At 43.9% G+C, this 16,508-nt stretch carries 15 protein-coding genes, 1 tRNA gene and 1 riboswitch; of the genes, 3 read left to right on the forward strand and 13 right to left on the reverse strand.

Annotation, left to right across the window (positions count from 1 at the left end; genetic code table 11):
- Positions 1-123 precede the first annotated feature (123 nt).
- From oppF to moaA, 10 genes are all read right to left on the reverse strand, one after another.
- The gene (oppF, locus tag AB4407_RS00050) at positions 124-1,110 is read right to left on the reverse strand and encodes a murein tripeptide/oligopeptide ABC transporter ATP binding protein OppF (RefSeq protein ID WP_017062172.1); all 987 of its coding nucleotides are present in this window, start codon (positions 1,108-1,110) and stop codon (positions 124-126) included.
- On the reverse strand, positions 1,107-2,078 hold the full coding sequence (locus AB4407_RS00055) for an ABC transporter ATP-binding protein (protein ID WP_012603544.1): 972 nt from the start codon (positions 2,076-2,078) through the stop codon (positions 1,107-1,109). Before AB4407_RS00055 ends, oppF begins: the two co-directional genes overlap by 4 nt.
- A 52-nt stretch (positions 2,079-2,130) precedes the next feature.
- Positions 2,131-3,033, reverse strand: a complete 903-nt coding sequence (gene oppC, locus AB4407_RS00060) for an oligopeptide ABC transporter permease OppC (RefSeq protein ID WP_372117405.1) — start codon at positions 3,031-3,033, stop codon at positions 2,131-2,133.
- Between the two features lie 12 nt (positions 3,034-3,045).
- Positions 3,046-3,966 carry an oligopeptide ABC transporter permease OppB gene (gene oppB, locus AB4407_RS00065; protein ID WP_017062174.1) on the reverse strand — a complete coding sequence of 307 codons (921 nt, stop codon included), beginning with the start codon at positions 3,964-3,966 and terminating at the stop codon, positions 3,046-3,048.
- A gap of 111 nt (positions 3,967-4,077) precedes the next feature.
- Positions 4,078-5,709, reverse strand: a complete 1,632-nt coding sequence (locus tag AB4407_RS00070; RefSeq protein ID WP_372117407.1) for an ABC transporter substrate-binding protein — start codon at positions 5,707-5,709, stop codon at positions 4,078-4,080.
- A 633-nt stretch (positions 5,710-6,342) separates the two neighbouring features.
- Positions 6,343-6,798 (reverse strand): molybdopterin synthase catalytic subunit MoaE, encoded by a 456-nt coding sequence (gene moaE, locus AB4407_RS00075; RefSeq protein ID WP_372117409.1) that lies wholly within the window; start codon positions 6,796-6,798, stop codon positions 6,343-6,345.
- A gap of 2 nt (positions 6,799-6,800) precedes the next feature.
- Positions 6,801-7,046, reverse strand: coding sequence for a molybdopterin synthase sulfur carrier subunit (gene moaD / locus AB4407_RS00080; RefSeq protein ID WP_019823606.1), 246 nt, complete (start codon positions 7,044-7,046; stop codon positions 6,801-6,803).
- Positions 7,043-7,522: a cyclic pyranopterin monophosphate synthase MoaC gene (gene moaC / locus AB4407_RS00085; protein WP_004734026.1), complete on the reverse strand. Its 480-nt coding sequence runs from the start codon at positions 7,520-7,522 to the stop codon at positions 7,043-7,045. The genes moaD and moaC overlap by 4 nt, the downstream gene beginning before the upstream one ends.
- Before the next feature lie 12 nt (positions 7,523-7,534).
- Entirely contained in the window at positions 7,535-8,047 is a 513-nt protein-coding gene (gene moaB / locus AB4407_RS00090) for a molybdenum cofactor biosynthesis protein B (RefSeq protein ID WP_004734027.1), read from the reverse strand.
- Positions 8,048-8,403: 356 nt separating this feature from the next.
- Positions 8,404-9,393: a GTP 3',8-cyclase MoaA gene (gene moaA, locus AB4407_RS00095; RefSeq protein ID WP_372117410.1), complete on the reverse strand. Its 990-nt coding sequence runs from the start codon at positions 9,391-9,393 to the stop codon at positions 8,404-8,406.
- A riboswitch (molybdenum cofactor riboswitch) is annotated at positions 9,382-9,534 on the reverse strand. Its footprint overlaps the gene before it by 12 nt.
- A 194-nt stretch (positions 9,535-9,728) precedes the next feature.
- Between moaA and AB4407_RS00100 the strand changes: the two genes are divergently transcribed.
- Positions 9,729-10,616: a YvcK family protein gene (locus AB4407_RS00100; protein ID WP_372117413.1), complete on the forward strand. Its 888-nt coding sequence runs from the start codon at positions 9,729-9,731 to the stop codon at positions 10,614-10,616.
- A gap of 112 nt (positions 10,617-10,728) precedes the next feature.
- Here AB4407_RS00100 and luxU read toward each other — a convergent pair whose 3' ends face one another.
- The 3 genes from luxU to uvrB all read right to left on the reverse strand — a co-directional run bounded on the left by luxU (position 10,729) and on the right by uvrB (position 14,816).
- Positions 10,729-11,073 carry a quorum-sensing phosphorelay protein LuxU gene (gene luxU / locus AB4407_RS00105; protein ID WP_372117415.1) on the reverse strand — a complete coding sequence of 115 codons (345 nt, stop codon included), beginning with the start codon at positions 11,071-11,073 and terminating at the stop codon, positions 10,729-10,731.
- A 23-nt stretch (positions 11,074-11,096) separates the two neighbouring features.
- Positions 11,097-12,485, reverse strand: coding sequence for a quorum-sensing sigma-54 dependent transcriptional regulator LuxO (gene luxO / locus AB4407_RS00110; protein WP_372117418.1), 1,389 nt, complete (start codon positions 12,483-12,485; stop codon positions 11,097-11,099).
- A gap of 300 nt (positions 12,486-12,785) precedes the next feature.
- Positions 12,786-14,816 carry an excinuclease ABC subunit UvrB gene (uvrB, locus tag AB4407_RS00115; protein WP_372117420.1) on the reverse strand — a complete coding sequence of 677 codons (2,031 nt, stop codon included), beginning with the start codon at positions 14,814-14,816 and terminating at the stop codon, positions 12,786-12,788.
- A 509-nt stretch (positions 14,817-15,325) separates the two neighbouring features.
- Between uvrB and AB4407_RS00120 the strand changes: the two genes are divergently transcribed.
- Positions 15,326-15,401 (forward strand) — tRNA-Asn (locus tag AB4407_RS00120).
- 526 nt (positions 15,402-15,927) lie between these two features.
- Positions 15,928-16,506, forward strand: coding sequence for an electron transport complex subunit RsxA (gene rsxA / locus AB4407_RS00125; RefSeq protein WP_004734039.1), 579 nt, complete (start codon positions 15,928-15,930; stop codon positions 16,504-16,506).
- Positions 16,507-16,508 lie beyond the last annotated feature (2 nt).

A 16,508-nucleotide genomic window follows, 5' to 3' on the forward strand; every position in this document is an offset into this window, starting at 1 on the left:
CGAATATTTTGATGAAGCTTGTTGATCGAGATCCAATAAGCCTAAACATTAGACAAAAAAAGCGCGACTCTAATAACGAGTCGCGCTTAAGCCTGTCACAGGCTGAACCGTTTTAAATAGACTCTAGACTTGTACGTGCAAGCAAGATACTGCGTGAACGTCATCGCCTTGAATCGTTGGCTTAGTTTGCGCACACGCCTCTGTTGCTTGTGGACAACGAGTACGGAACACACAACCTGATGGCGGATTGATTGGTGACGGTAGATCACCTTCCAACATCTGAATGGTTTTACTGCGCTCTAAGCGAGGGTCTGGAATCGGAACTGCAGACATCAACGCTTTGGTGTACGGGTGTTTAGGGTCAGAGAATAATGCATCTGATTCGCCAAGTTCTACCGCGTTGCCTAGGTACATGACCAATACGCGGTCAGAAATGTGTTTAACAACCGACAAATCGTGCGCGATGAATACCAAAGACAAACCAAGTTCTTTCTGTAGCTCTTTCAGAAGGTTAACTACTTGAGCTTGGATAGATACATCCAGTGCAGAAACAGGCTCATCACAGATGATCATCTTAGGCTTCAAGATAAGTGCACGTGCAATACCGATACGCTGACACTGACCACCTGAGAATTCATGTGGGTAACGGTTGATTACGTTGGGTAGTAGACCAACTTTTGCCATCATCTCTTTAACTCTATCCTTAACTTCTTGTTTAGAAAGTTCAGGGAAAAAAGTCTCTAGAGGCTCAGCAATAATGTCACCTACTGACATACGCGGATTGAGTGATGCGAGCGGATCTTGGAAGATCATCTGAATCTCTTTACGAGTCTCACGACGTTTCACTTCTTGCATCTTAGTCAGGTCCTGACCTAACCACATCACTTGACCTTCAGTCGCTTCAACCAAACCGATAATTGCGCGTGCAAAAGTCGACTTACCACAACCAGACTCACCTACCACACCTAGCGTTTCGCCTTCGTAAAGGTGAACATCCACACCATCAACTGCTTTAAGGTTTGATGGTTTTGCCCAAGGCCAAGCAGACTTCGCTGCAATGCTAAAGTGAACTTTCAGGTCTTTAATATCTAATAGTAATTCTTTACTCATTTTGTCCAAGTCTCCCAATCTGAAAAACAAGCGCGCTGACGGTCTTTAGCAAATGGCTGCAAAATCGGTGCTTCTTGCTTACAACGGTCCATTACACGGTGACAACGGTCTTGGTAAGGACAACCAGTCGGTAGGCGAAGTAAGTTAGGTGGGTTACCTGGAATCGTCGGTAGAATTTCACCTTCGGTATCCAAACGAGGAATCGCTTTAAGCAGGCCTTCCGCATAAGGGTGGCTAGGCTCATAGAAGATTTCATCAACCGTGCCGTATTCCATTGTACGACCCGCGTACATCACTAGAACTTTGTCACAAGAACCGGCAACGACACCCAAATCATGGGTGATCATGATGATTGCCGTATTGAACTCATCTTTAAGTTCGTTCAGCAATTCCATGATTTGCGCTTGAATGGTTACATCCAGTGCCGTTGTTGGTTCATCAGCGATAAGCAATTTAGGACGACACAGCAGGGCCATTGCGATCATCACACGCTGACGCATGCCACCCGAAAATTCGTGCGGATACATGGTAATACGTTTACGTGCTTCAGGGATTTTCACCGCTTCAAGCATGCGTACTGATTCTTCAAACGCTTCTGCTTTACCCATGCCTTTATGCAGCATAAGTACTTCCATCAGCTGATCACTTACTTTCATGTAAGGGTTCAGTGAGGTCATTGGATCTTGGAAGATCATCGCGATCTGTTCAGCACGAACCTTGTTCAGCGCTTTTTCAGGCAGGTTGAGGATTTCATTACCTTCAAACTTCGCACTACCTGAGATGATGCCGTTCTTAGCCAGCAGCCCCATCAGTGCAAATACCGTTTGTGATTTACCTGAACCCGACTCACCAACAATACCCAGCGTTTCGCCTTGGTTAAGTGAGAAATTCAGGTCGTTTACTGCGGTTACGATACCATCTTGCGTGGTAAATTCGACGCGCAGATCTTTGACATCTAATAAGCTCATCATTGCTTCCTTAATCTTTTATAGCTTTTGTAGCTTTATTTGCTATTAATTTTTATCTGTCTTTTGGATCAAGCGCATCGCGCAGACCGTCGCCTACGTAGTTAAAGCAGAACAGCGTTACTACCATGAATGCCGCAGGGAATGCCAGTTGCCAAATTGCAACTTCCATTGTTTGCGAACCTTCTTGAAGCAATGCGCCCCAGCTTGTCATAGGCTCTTGAACACCAAGACCAAGGAAAGATAAGAATGATTCTGTAAGGATCATGCTCGGAATAAGTAGCGTCGAGTAAACCGCAACAATACCCAATACGTTCGGTACGATATGACGTGTAATGATCTTCCATTTGCTTACACCACATACGTGAGCAGCTTCAATGAACTCTTTACTACGTAGGCTCAACGTTTGACCACGTACAATACGCGCCATATCGAGCCAAGCAATCGCACCAATAGCAACGAAGATTAGGACGATGTTACGACCAAAGAACGTTACCAGTACGATCACTAGGAACATGAATGGTACTGCGTACAAGATTTCTAGGATACGCATCATCACTCGGTCAGTACGGCCACCGATGAAGCCAGAAGCTGCACCGTAAAGCGTACCAATCAATACCGCTACGAAGGCACCCATCACACCAACCATCAATGAGATGCGGCCACCGATTAGAGTACGTACATACAAGTCACGACCTAAGCTATCGGTACCAAACCAGTGATCAGCATTAGGACCTACGTGCATTGCATACCAGTCAGTATCGTCGTAAGTGTACTGAGCCAGCATCGGTAAGAAGATAACCGCCAGTACCATTAACGTTAGAATGAACAGGCTCACCATCGCCGCTTTGTTACGCATAAAACGAATACGAGCATCCTGCCATAAACTACGACCTTCGATCTCCAAACTCTCAGAGAACTTTTCGATCGCTTCTAAATTTTCTTTTTTCTTCAACATAACCAGTCCCTGTTAGTAGCGAATTTTCGGGTCAATCAGCGCTAGCAAAATATCAACAATTGCGTTGAACAAGATGAATAGGAAACCAATCAAGATGGTTACACCCATTACTAGCGAGTAGTCACGGTTAAACGCAGCGTTAACAAACAGCTTACCGATACCTGGTAGGCCGAAGATGGTTTCAACAACAACTGAACCTGTGATGATACCTACGAATGCAGGTCCCATGTAAGAAACAACAGGCAGCATTGCTGGCTTAAGAGCATGCTTAAGAATGATGTAACGGTAGCTTAGACCTTTTGCACGTGCAGTTCGGATAAAGTTACTGTTTAGCGTTTCAATCATGCTACCACGAGTAATACGAGCGAAAGTTGCTACGTATAGAAGAGACATCGCGATAACAGGTAGCACGATGTACATGAATGTACCGCCATGCCAACCACCAGCAGGGAATATATTCCAGTGCAGTGAGAATAGGTAAATCAGTGCGGGTGCCAATACAAACGATGGCATTACAACCCCAAGCATCGCGGTCGACATGATGGTGTAGTCGACCCAGGTATTATGCTTCAAAGCAGCAATGGTTCCGACGGTGACCCCCATTAGTAGCGTGAAGATAAAGGCAACAAAACCTACCTTCGCCGATACTGGAAGTGCTACCGCGATCAGCTCATTTACTGTGTAATCTTGATATTTGAACGACGGACCAAAATCACCCTGAAGGATGTTGGTTAAGTACGTGGTGTATTGTTCAAATACTGGTTTATCTAAGCCGTATTTAGCTTCGATGTTAGCCATAACTTCTGGCGGTAATGGACGCTCGCTTGAAAACGGGTTACCCGGTGCGAAACGCATGAGAAAGAAAGATATAGTGATCAACACCAACATGGTTGGAATCGCTTCAAATATCCTTTTCATAATGAATTTAAGCATAAACTCACTCTTTCAGTCTGTGACAATTAAAATTAGAAAGACGCTACATGCGCGTGTCACGCATGTAGTGTCTGTATCGTTATAGTTATATTAACTTTTTAGAATCGAAGCTTATTGAGCTTTGATGTATAAGTCTTTCGAGAAGATCTTATCTTCCGCGTTGTTAGTAGGGAAGCCACCAACGTGCGGATTTAGTAGACGTGATTTCACGTATTGATAGATAGGTGCAATCGGCATGTCATTCGCCATTAGCGCTTCAGCTTCAAGGTAAAGTGCTTTGCGCTCTTCTTCTGAAGTCGAGCTTAGTGCTTTATCAATGATTTGATCGTAAGCCGCGCTGTCGTAGTGAACACCACCGGTAGTGTTGTTACTCTTCATTAGCGTTAGGAATGACGACGCTTCATTGTAGTCTCCACACCAACCAGCACGAGCTACTTCAAAGTCACCAGAATCTTTAGAAGATAGGTAAGTTTTCCACTCTTGGTTCTCAAGTGTTACTGAAAGGCCTAGTGTCTTCTTCCACATTGAACCTAGTGCTACAGCAATCTTCTTATGGTTTTCAGAAGTGTTGTAAAGTAGGTTGAAGTTTAGTGGGTTATCTTTACCGTAACCCGCTTCTTCTAGAAGACGAGCAGCTTCTACGTTACGCTCTTTTTGAGACATAGCGCCATACTGAGGAAGTACAGGATCGAAGTTCGCTGTAATTTCAGGTGTTAGGAAATATGCTGGCTTTTGACCTTGCGCTAGAATTGCACCAGTCACGATGTCGCGGTCGATAGCGTAAGAGATTGCTTTACGTACACGAACATCATCAAATGGCGCTTTCTTCGTATTAAAGATGTAATAGTAAGTACATAGGTTACCGACTACAGATACATCTTCTGCGTGCTCTTTCTTAAGACGCTTGAAGTGCTCAGTTGGAAGTTCGTTTGTGAAATCGATTTCGCCAGATAGGAAGCGGTTCATTTCCGCTACTTGGTTCTCGATTGGTAGGAACGTTACTTTGTTAAGAACCGTTTTGTCGTTGTCCCAGTATTGCTCGTTACGCTTTAGAACTAGACGCTCGTTAACAACCCACTTATCAACAGCAAACGCGCCGTTACCTACGAAGTTACCCGGCTTAGTCCATTGATCACCGAATTTTTCAACAGTTGCCTGGTGTACTGGCTTCACTGTTGTGTGGCCCATCATCATTACGAAGTATGGTACCGCTGTCTCTAATTCAACAACAAGCGTGTTTGCATCCACTGCTTTAACGCCTAGCTCGCTCTTGTCTTTCTTACCCGCTACGATGTCTTTCGCGTTCACCATCTTGGTATATTCCATGTACCAAGCGTATGGAGAAGCCGTCGCAGGATCAACTGCACGTTGCCAGCTGTAAACGAAATCTTGAGCTGTTACAGGATCGCCGTTAGACCATTTTGCGTCTTTGCGTAGGTGGAAAGTGAATGTTTTGTTGTCTGTCGTTTCCCAGCTTTCAGCAACACCAGGAATAGTATTACCTTCGCCGTCTTGGTTCACTAGACCTTCTAGAAGATCACGAATGACGTGAGATTCTGGTACACCTTGAGATTTGTGTGGGTCGATAGTTGCAACTTCAGTACCGTTACCGCGAACAAGTTCCTGAACTTTTGCTAGTTCTGTACCTGCTGGAACTTCAGCAGCGATAGAAAGAGTAGAAGAGGCAGCCACTGCCAAACCAGCACCTAGAAGAAGGGCCTGAGTGATTTTATTCTTGTACATTTAATAAACTCCAAGTTTTATGTATTGCATCCATGACTTCTTTGCTAGGTTCACTGAACGGCAGTGATTTAGATTTATTTAGCTCAAAATTTAAGCATAAAAACCTAAAACCTTACAAAGATTGAGGCACACACTATCAACCATTGAAGTAATTTGCCATAAACAAGTCGCAAAAAATCGGATAATTCTCCGAAATACTCAAGGTATCAGTGTAAATATCTAATAAAACCCTAATGAATAGTGAGTTACATATAGGGATTAATTAAAAAACAGCCTTTAGTGTTGATATATCTGCATTGATACTTTTTTTTAGCATCTTATGCTGGAACACTGACGGCAAATTAACATTAATGCCACATGAAATCTAATTACACATCACATATCCCCTAAATAGACTCTTCTATTTGTGAGGATTATCACTTTATACAAAACAGCATAATGCACTGCACCAAAGCAGGTTTAGAAATGCACCAAGACAGACAAAATCACGCACCGTAATTTATATGCAACTTGAATGACTAATCATTTAGTAAATACCCGATTTTTTATAAATGACTTTGTTGCACGCACAAAAAAGCCGACGTTCAACGTCGGCTTTTATTATTCATTCAGGATGAGAGTAACCTTGGATGGTTATTTTTCCCAGCGTTCCGCCGCTTTCGCATCCGAATCACGAGAATCAACCCAGCGAGTTATTTCAGTGGTACGTTCTTTTTTCCAAAACGGCGCTTTGGTTTTCAGAAAGTCCATCACAAACTCACACGCTTCAAAGGCCGCACCACGGTGTGCGCTAGATACACCAACGTAAACAATCTGGTCACCGATATCTAGGTCACCCACACGGTGGATAACACGCATCTTTTGAATTGGCCAGCGAGCCTCAGCTTGATCACAAATCTCGCTCAGTGATTTTTCTGTCATGCCCGGATAGTGCTCAAGAGACAAACCAATCACATTATCGCCTAGGTTCATGTCGCGTACTTTACCAACAAAGGTCACCACAGCACCTGCAGAAGTTCCGTCAGAGAGAAACTCGTACTCATCAGCAACAGAGAAGTCCTCGGCAGTCACTACTACTCTTGAATCCATGGCTAACCTCCAGTAACAGGTGGGAAGAAAGCCACTTCGTCGCCGTCTTTCACTTCAGTTGTCAGAGGTACGATTGATTGGTTAAGTGCAGCTAGAAGCTTACCCTCTTCCAACGCGATATCCCATTTACCCTCTTGTGTTACAAGGTGGCTGCGAATCGCTTCGATAGTACTGAATTGGGCGTCGACTTCTAAACTATCAACACCGACAAGTTCACGAGTTTGCGCAAAGAAAAGTACAGTAATCATGATTCCACCTTAAAGTGTCCTGATTTGCCACCCGTCTTCTCTAACAGGCGTACATTCTCGATAACAATGTCTTTCTGAACAGCTTTACACATATCGTAAATGGTTAACGCAGCTACAGAAGCAGCCGTCAGCGCTTCCATCTCTACGCCCGTCTTACCAGCAAGCTTACAAACAGATTCGATGCGAACCTTGTTTTCAGACTCGATAGCTTCAAGCTGCACTTCTACTTTAGTTAATAGCAGAGGGTGACACAGGGGAATCAGATCCCACGTCTTCTTAGCCGCTTGAATACCCGCGATACGTGCCGTTGCGAAAACATCACCTTTATGGTGGCTACCAGAAACAATCAGCTCTAGCGTTTCAGCAGACATTTGTACAAAAGCTTCCGCTCTCGCTTCACGTACTGTCTCAGCTTTAGCCGATACATCGACCATGTTTGCTTCGCCAGACGCGTTAATGTGTGTAAATTGGCTCATGCTCAAACCACCTTATACAGAAAGATGTGGCATGAAGTTGCAAGGACGGTGGCTAGCATCCATCTGTTGCTTGATGATCTTAGTCCAACCTGTGCGACAAGCACCTGTAGAGCCTGGCATCGCAAAGATTACTGTATGGTTAGCAAAGCCCGCGATCGCACGTGATTGAATTGTTGATGTACCGATTTCTTCGTAAGATACTTGACGGAATAGCTCACCAAAGCCTTCTACTTCTTTGTCGAATAGTGGCTTAAGCGCTTCAGGCGTGCTGTCACGAGAAGTAAAACCCGTACCGCCAGTGATCATGATCGCTTGTACGCTTTCATCAGCGATCCACTTAGATACGATCGCACGGATCTTGTACATGTCGTCGATAACGATTTGCTTATCAACAACGTTGTGACCCGCTTCTTTAGCATGCTCAGCTAAGTAGCCACCTGACGTATCGTTTTCTTCTGTACGCGTATCTGAAACCGTTAGTACTGCAATGTTTGCTGCTTGGAATTTGCTTTCTGCGTGACCCATTTGTTCACCTATATAAATTTTTCAATTATGAGGGCGTGTTGACCTTTCGTGATTAAATTTTGTTCGAGATAAAAGCGTTTTAATCGCGGCGAGGGGGAAGTAGCCTAGTCATTCTAAGCAAATCTCCCTCAACAAAGAGTAAAACGCTTTTAGCCGAACCCTTCGGGCAGCGTTTGCTGGTCATTTCTACTACGTTATCAGCTTCTCATGTAGGCTAGCTACACATCAAAGCCTCTGCCTTGTATAAATACCCAGCAACTCGCTGCAAAAATCAGCTCGAAAGAGCAACACGTCCTAGACTGATTCGCGCAGCCTAAAGAAGCTGAGCGATAAAATGCTTTAGAGTAGTTTGCGGGTTAACCGCCGATTGACGCCAAGTTTGGAGTCATGCCGCTGTTGCCATCATGCAAGAAGTGGCTAACGGACTTGGTTTGAAGCTGAGCCTGAATTCGATCAATGAGCTCTTGCTCTTGCTGATCTTCTTGAATCAGATCTCTCAGTTCAACACCGTGGTCGCCAAACAGACATAAGTGCAGTTTACCGGTCGCAGAAACACGCAGTCGGTTACAACTCTCACAAAAGTCTTTCTCGTAAGGCATGATCAAACCGATTTCACCCTGGTAGTCTGGGTGGACAAACACTTGTGCCGGGCCATCATTAACCGCTTTGACTTTTAACAGCCAACCATTAGCAATAAGCTGGTTGCGAATCGCAACGCCAGACACATGGTGTTTATCGAACAACTCGTCCATCTCACCGGTTTTCATCAGCTCGATAAAACGTAATTGAATAGGTTTGTCTTTGATCCAATTAAGGAAGGCTGGTAATTCCTGACTGTTGAGGTCTTTCATTAATACAACGTTGACTTTGACTTGTTCAAAGCCAACCTCAAATGCTTTATCAATACCTCGGATAACCTCAGTAAACTTGTTCTCACCTGTGATCTGATGGAACATGCGTGAATCTAAGCTATCCACGCTCACGTTTATATGGGTTAAACCAGCATCACGCCACTTCCCTACTTGTTTCTCCATGCGATAGCCGTTCGTTGTCGTGGCTACTTTTTCGATGCCTGGAGTAGAAGCAACGGTATGTATGATTTCAGGAAAGTCTTTGCGCAGACTCGGCTCTCCGCCTGTAATACGGATCTTTGAGGTACCACAATCTGCAAACGCTTTTACAACGCGTTTGATCTCGGGAACACTTAAAAAAGACGAGTTTTTTTGCCCTGACGGTTTATAACCATCCGGCAAGCAGTAAGTACATTTAAAGTTACAGACGTCTGTAACCGACAAGCGCAAGTAATAAAACTTGCGATGGAATCTATCTTCGAATTGTTGCGCCACGGAACACCTTTCCAAACACGGGAGGCATAATCATTTCCAATTAAGCCCTTGTGACAACATGTCACTGGCTCTTGATGCGTATCGGTACAGCAAATACCACTGTGCGACTTAGCATGCGAGAGCTCGGAGTTATGGCAACCGCACGTTATATTCACACGCGCAGTAGCTGAGTAGTAAAATACTTAATATTTGTACGTGAATCTAGCTCTGATGACAAAAAACGAGTCACATCGGCAAAAAAAACGTATCAAACCCTCAAAATAACTCTTGTTGAGTATCTGACGAGAAGCATTTAACCTAAATTATAGTTGGTAATAATCTAACAAGAACAAAAAATGAATATTTACTCTTCAAAAAAAGTGGTCGCAATTGGTGGTGGTCACGGCTTAGGTCGTATGCTTGCGGCATTAAAAGACTTTGGTAGCAATGCGACAGGCATTGTTGCAACGACAGATAACGGTGGATCAACCGGGCGTATTCGAGATTGCCAAGGTGGCATCGCTTGGGGTGATACTCGTAACTGTATCAACCAACTAATCACCGAGCCTTCGATCAGTTCGATGATGTTCGAATACCGCTTTCGCGGTCAAGGTGAGCTCGATGGTCACAACCTCGGTAACCTAATGCTGACTGCACTAGACAACCTTTCAGTTCGCCCATTGGAAGCCATCAACCTGATTCGTAACATGCTTAAGGTCGATGTGAATATTGTGCCGATGACCGAGCACCCTTCTGACCTCACAGCCCTATCAATGGACGGACGTTGGGTAACTGGCGAAACCAACGTCGATGACATGACAGAAAAACTACGCATGATGGACTTGTCGCCAGAAGTACCTGCAACTAAAGAAGCCGTTGCTGCGGTGGAAGAAGCAGACTGTATTGTGCTTGGCCCAGGCAGCTTTTTAACCAGTGTGATGCCTCCGCTGCTACTGCCAGAAATTGGTAAAGCAATCGCTGGAAACACCAAGGCAAAAGTTATCTTCATTGAAAACCTGTCTCCAGAACACGGTCCAGCAGGTAAAATGACGCTTCAGGAGCAATTGGAGTGGTGTGAACGTACCTGTAAAGCACGTAAAATAGACGTTGTACTAGGCAATGAACCACACCCAGAACTAGAAGGGCAATGGAATTGTGTGACCACGGATCTTGCATCTGTAAACCGAGATTGGCGACACGACCGAGTGAAGCTCCAACAAGCGATCGAAGCTCAGTTGGCTTAGTTCATTCATAAGTTCATAAGTTCATAAGTTCAAGCATCAGAAAACGAAAAAGGAGCATCATGCTCCTTTTTACTCTCTGTACCTCTACCTATAGATATAGCAATTAACCGCTTTAGAGACCCGTCATCAACTGTTGATATTCAGTATAAGTTGATAGCAGAAGTTCCTGCATATCTTGAAAATCAATATCTGTCACGGGCAATGCTTGCTTCACTTTTGCGTCTAAGCTAATAGCAAAATTACACAAAGAATCAGCACCAAAACTCGCAGCACTGCTCTTCAACGCATGGCTGATATCGGCCAAATACTTAGACGTATCGGTATCTTTATTTAGCTCTAGATGCTCGTAGTATCCCTTCAATTCACCTAAAAATATTTCCAGTAATACTGGGACATTCTCTTGCCCAATCTCACCGGCAAGCTCATCAACTTTTTGCTGATTTAATACTTTCATCATCGTTCTTTCTTATTGTTTGGCGATTACTGCTTCGCATTCCACGTTTGCAATTTACGGTATATCGTTGATGGACTGACATCCAAGAAACCAGCCGCGCGAGGGATGTTGCCATCACACGCTTTTATGGCTTGTTCGATTGCCGTTTTCTCAGTGATCCACAATGGGAAAATATCTTTTACTGTGATGCCTTCACTCTGCTTCTCTTTCAGGCGCAGACTGTTTTCAATCGGTTGATTCAATGGTGGTGGAAGCATGTTCAGAGTAATCTCTTTACCATTATTCAACACCACCACATTCCGCAATACGTTTTGTAGCTGACGAACGTTACCTGGCCACTCATATTGGTTAAAGCGATCCAACACTTCTTGAGCAAAACGTACAAACGCCTTACCTTCTTCAACCGACATGTAGCCCAATAATGAGTAAGCAATCTCGATAACATCTTCACCACGCTCACGCAATGGCGGCAAATGTAGAGGAATCACGTACAGACGGTAGTATAAATCTTCTCTAAAGCGACCTTCTTGTACTTCTTTCCAAGGATCACGGTTAGTCGCACAAACAAAACGAACGTCCACACTCTTCATCTTCGAAGAGCCTACCTTTTGAAAAGTACCCGTTTGAATAAAACGCAGAAGCTTGGTTTGTAGTTCAAGGTCCATTTCACACAGCTCATCGAGGAACAATGTCCCACCATCAGCCAATTCAGCAGCACCTTGACGATCAGTTGCCGCACCCGTAAATGCCCCTTTTACGTGGCCAAACAGCTCACTCTCAATCAAGTCTTTAGGAATTGCCGCACAGTTGATGGCGATGAAAGGTTTGTCGCCACGCTTACTTGCAGCATGAATAGCCTCTGCACATACTTCTTTACCCGTACCACTTTCACCGGTAATGAAAATACTCGCTTTACTTGATGCTGCAGAATCGATAGTTCGGTAAACCTGCTGCATAGTTTGGCTACTGCCAATGAAGCCTTGGTAATTCTGGTTTCCCGGATGTTCAGAGCTGTTCTTAAGCTTGGTCGCTTTGCGGATCGCGTTGTTCACCGTAATACGAAGTCGGTCGGCTTCACACGGTTTGATCAGGAAGTCTTGAGAACCATGACGCATCGCTTCTACGGCAGTATCGATAGAGCCGTGCGCTGTCATGAAGATAACGGGCACTTCAGGGTATTTTTGTTTTACAGCAAAGAGCACGTCCATACCCGTCATATCAGGCAGACGTAAATCTAATAAAATTAGGTCAGGGATTCGATGATTCAAACTCTCTATTGCATCGCGGCCAGTGCCGACAATGTTGATATCAATTTCGAGCGGTGTAAGATACGAGCGGTATAACGCTGCGACTGAAGCCGTATCCTCCACCATCAACAAATACTTTGATTTGTTATCTAGCGTTTTTGATTGCATATCCTAGCCGTTATAATTTGCATTTCTTACTATAATCGCATTCCGCTTTGCATTATGCAAATTAGCCACAATATTTGTATTGTATTTTTTTACTTGCTTCAAATAATCAATGTTTTATCTATATGGCACGAACGATGCAATTGTGTAGATGACCTTCGGGTCACCTAGCCAACTGACGTTGTTAGTGGACTTTGTGTTCACAAACGTAAGCCAGTAGAACATTTACTACTGGCTGTTTTTTGCCTGAAACACTCTCAATTCTTGTATTGAGGGGAACAATTCTTCGAATGGAAAGTAAGATTAGCTGTTGGTAATAAACTGCTTTCTTAGCTGCTCAATTTCATCACGCTTTTGTGCGGCCAATTCAAATTCTAGATTCTGAGCATGCTGATACATTGCCGCTTCCAACTTACTGATCTCTTTATCAAGCTGTTGCGGCGTAAGCACTGCATAACTTTCTGAAGGCTCAGCCACCTTAGACAACGGAACTTGTTTAGATTGTCGCTGTTGCTTCGACTTAGTGATATCACCCAACTCCATGATATCTTTAATGTTGCGCTTCAGAGCTTGTGGCGTAATACCTTGCTCTTCGTTGTAAGCCTGCTGTTTCTCTCTACGACGGTCGGTTTCATCAATCGCTTTTTTCATCGACTTAGTAATCGAGTCACCGTATAAGATCGCTTTACCTTTAAGGTTACGAGCCGCACGACCAATGGTTTGGATCAGAGAGCGTTCAGAACGTAAGAAGCCCTCTTTATCAGCATCAAGAATCGCCACCAGCGATACTTCCGGCATATCCAAACCTTCTCGAAGTAAGTTAATGCCCACTAACACGTCAAACTTGCCCAAACGTAGGTCTCTGATAATTTCTACGCGTTCAACGGTATCGATATCAGAGTGCAAGTAACGAACTTTAACGCCATGCTCACTCAGGTATTCAGTTAAGTCCTCTGCCATTCGCTTAGTTAGCGTCGTGACAAGTACACGCTCTTCTTTCACTGAACGTATTCTGATTTCAGACAATAGGTCATCAACCTGAGTCGCGACAGGCCTTACTTCGATAATTGGGTCTAACAAACCAGTAGGACGCACCACTTGATCAGCAATCTCACCATCTGATTTCTCGATTTCGTAATTGCCTGGCGTGGCCGACACAAAAATCGTTTGCGGGGCTATAGACTCAAATTCTTCAAACTTCATTGGACGGTTATCCAATGCCGAAGGCAGACGGAAACCAAACTCAACTAGAGTTTCCTTACGCGAACGGTCACCTTTATACATGGCGCCAATTTGCGGCACGGTCACGTGTGACTCATCGATAATCAACAGACCATCATCAGGCAAGTAATCAAATAACGTCGGAGGCGCTTCCCCTTCAGCACGGCCACTCAAGTATCGTGAATAGTTTTCGATACCAGAACAGAAGCCCAGCTCGGTCATCATCTCGATATCAAACTGAGTTCTTTGAGAGATACGCTGTTCTTCTAGAAGCTTATTATTGTCTTTTAAATATTGAGCTCTATCACGCAACTCATCCTTAATCTTCTCAATCGCTTCAAGGATTTTCTCTCGTGGAGTGACATAGTGCGTTTTTGGATAAACCGTAAAGCGAGGCAGGTCTCTTTGCTTAACCGCACCAGTTAGTGGGTCAAAGATACTGATGCAATCCACTTCATCATCGAACATTTCAATTCGCACGGCATCTTGGTCAGATTCAGCCGGGAAGATATCAATCACTTCACCACGTACGCGGAATTGACCTCGTTCAAATGCGACGTCGTTTCTTGAATATTGTAGCTCCGCCAAACGGCGCAAAATATCACGCTGATCCATGACCTCACCACGACTCAAGTGAAGCATCATTTTCAAATACGACTTAGGATCACCAAGACCATAAATAGCCGATACAGAAGCCACAATGATGGCGTCTTTTCGCTCTAATAAGGCCTTGGTCGCCGAAAGTCTCATCTGCTCGATATGAGCATTCACCGACGCATCTTTCTCAATGAACGTATCCGTGGTTGGTACATACGCTTCAGGCTGGTAGTAATCGTAGTAAGATACGAAGTACTCAACGGCATTATTTGGAAAGAAGGATTTCATCTCACCATAAAGTTGAGCAGCCAACGTCTTATTCGGTGCTAACAGAATGGCAGGTCTTTGTGATTGGGAAATGACATTGGCAAGCGTAAAGGTTTTACCTGAGCCCGTTACCCCTAATAGAGTTTGATGCGCCAAACCAGAATCTAGTCCATCTAATAATTTGGTAATTGCCGTCGGCTGGTCACCGGACGGACTGTAGTCCGATACCAAGTCAAAGAGTTTACTCATAGGTCGCCATTTCCATACTGTTTATTTAATCAGGTCATTGTCACTCTAGGAGGAGTGTCGTTGCAACTATTATCTAGAGAAATGCATCTTAAGATTAGATATCAGTTATAGCTTTTATTTTTGGAACTTGGTATTATCCGTGCCCCTGCAAGATCTCTTCAGCTAAATTACTCGATTTTTAATCCACTACTTTTCCCCAAAAAATCTAAAAATAGCACTTGTTTTACTGTTTATTTTATAATCTCAAAAAGTTATACAATCGTAATGTTTCGATATAAAACTTTTAAATACATCACGTTACCGCAGATTTTAACATTTTCAGATTTATCCCAATTATTGTTGTTAAAGTTTCACGCACATACTTATCCACAATTTTGGTGGATAACTAAAGCAAAGCTAAATCTGATAAGGCGTTCAAGAAAGTAAAGTTTTTTATCTTATTTTTTTCTGCTATTTTTTATTGACAGAAAATAGGAGTCTTATTAGAATTCGCGTCGCTAACAAGCAATTCCCCTTTAGTTCAGTTGGTAGAACGGCGGACTGTTAATCCGTATGTCGCAAGTTCAAGTCTTGCAAGGGGAGCCAAATTCAGAAAAAAGCTCAATCGAAAGATTGGGCTTTTTTCGTATATAACTGCGACTAACTTGTTCCAAGTTAATGTCACACCCGAATCGTCGGACCGTGCTACCCGCCCGCGTTCAAGTCTCGACAAGGGGGCCAAATTTAAAGAAGCCGCATCAACCGATGCGGCTTTTTGCGTTTTAACGTACTCACTTTCCTAAAAGCCCTCTAAGCAACCGAGCAACAGCCCTGAGTTAGCAACAATCAATTGACTCAAAAGTTCGCTATTTACTTCAACCAATTTCGACCTTTTGGCCGAAGACAAAAGTGAAATCACTGAGTACTCAAATGATCAGACAAAGATCATTGTGATATACCGCTGCACGCTCACACCGTCAAAATCTATGTCTATACTTACTGCAGCTTTGGTAATCAATCGATTACCTGATGTTTTTTTCACCAAGTGTCTAAATCCCTAGTGATCCTTGGTTGTTATTAGGTGAGCAAAACAGGATAATATCGGGATCGGAATCTCAAGAATTAATCCATTATGACCGAATACCTTTTGTTGTTGGTTGGCACAGTGCTGGTCAATAACTTTGTGCTAGTGAAGTTTTTAGGGCTATGTCCTTTCATGGGAGTCTCCAAGAAGTTGGAGACTGCAATTGGCATGGGCCTCGCGACGACTTTCGTTCTAACGTTAGCGTCGGTATCTGCATACCTAGTAGAAACCTACATCCTTACCCCTCTGGGTATTGAATACCTGCGTACCATGAGTTTTATCTTGGTTATCGCGGTGGTTGTTCAATTTACGGAAATGGTCGTTCACAAAACCAGCCCGACTCTATATCGCCTGTTGGGTATCTTTCTGCCTCTTATCACCACCAACTGCGCGGTGTTAGGTGTGGCACTTTTGAACATCAATGAAAACCACAACTTCATTCAGTCGATCATCTATGGTTTCGGCGCTGCGGTGGGTTTCTCTCTTGTTCTGATCCTATTTGCTGCGATGCGTGAGCGTATTGCGGTTGCTGATGTTCCAATGCCATTCAAAGGCGCATCAATTGCGATGATCACAGCAGGCCTAATGTCTCTGGCATTTATGGGCTTTACTGGTTTGGTGAAATAAGC

The sequence above is a fragment of the Vibrio sp. 10N.261.46.E11 genome (assembly GCF_041472735.1).
Taxonomy (GTDB): domain Bacteria; phylum Pseudomonadota; class Gammaproteobacteria; order Enterobacterales; family Vibrionaceae; genus Vibrio.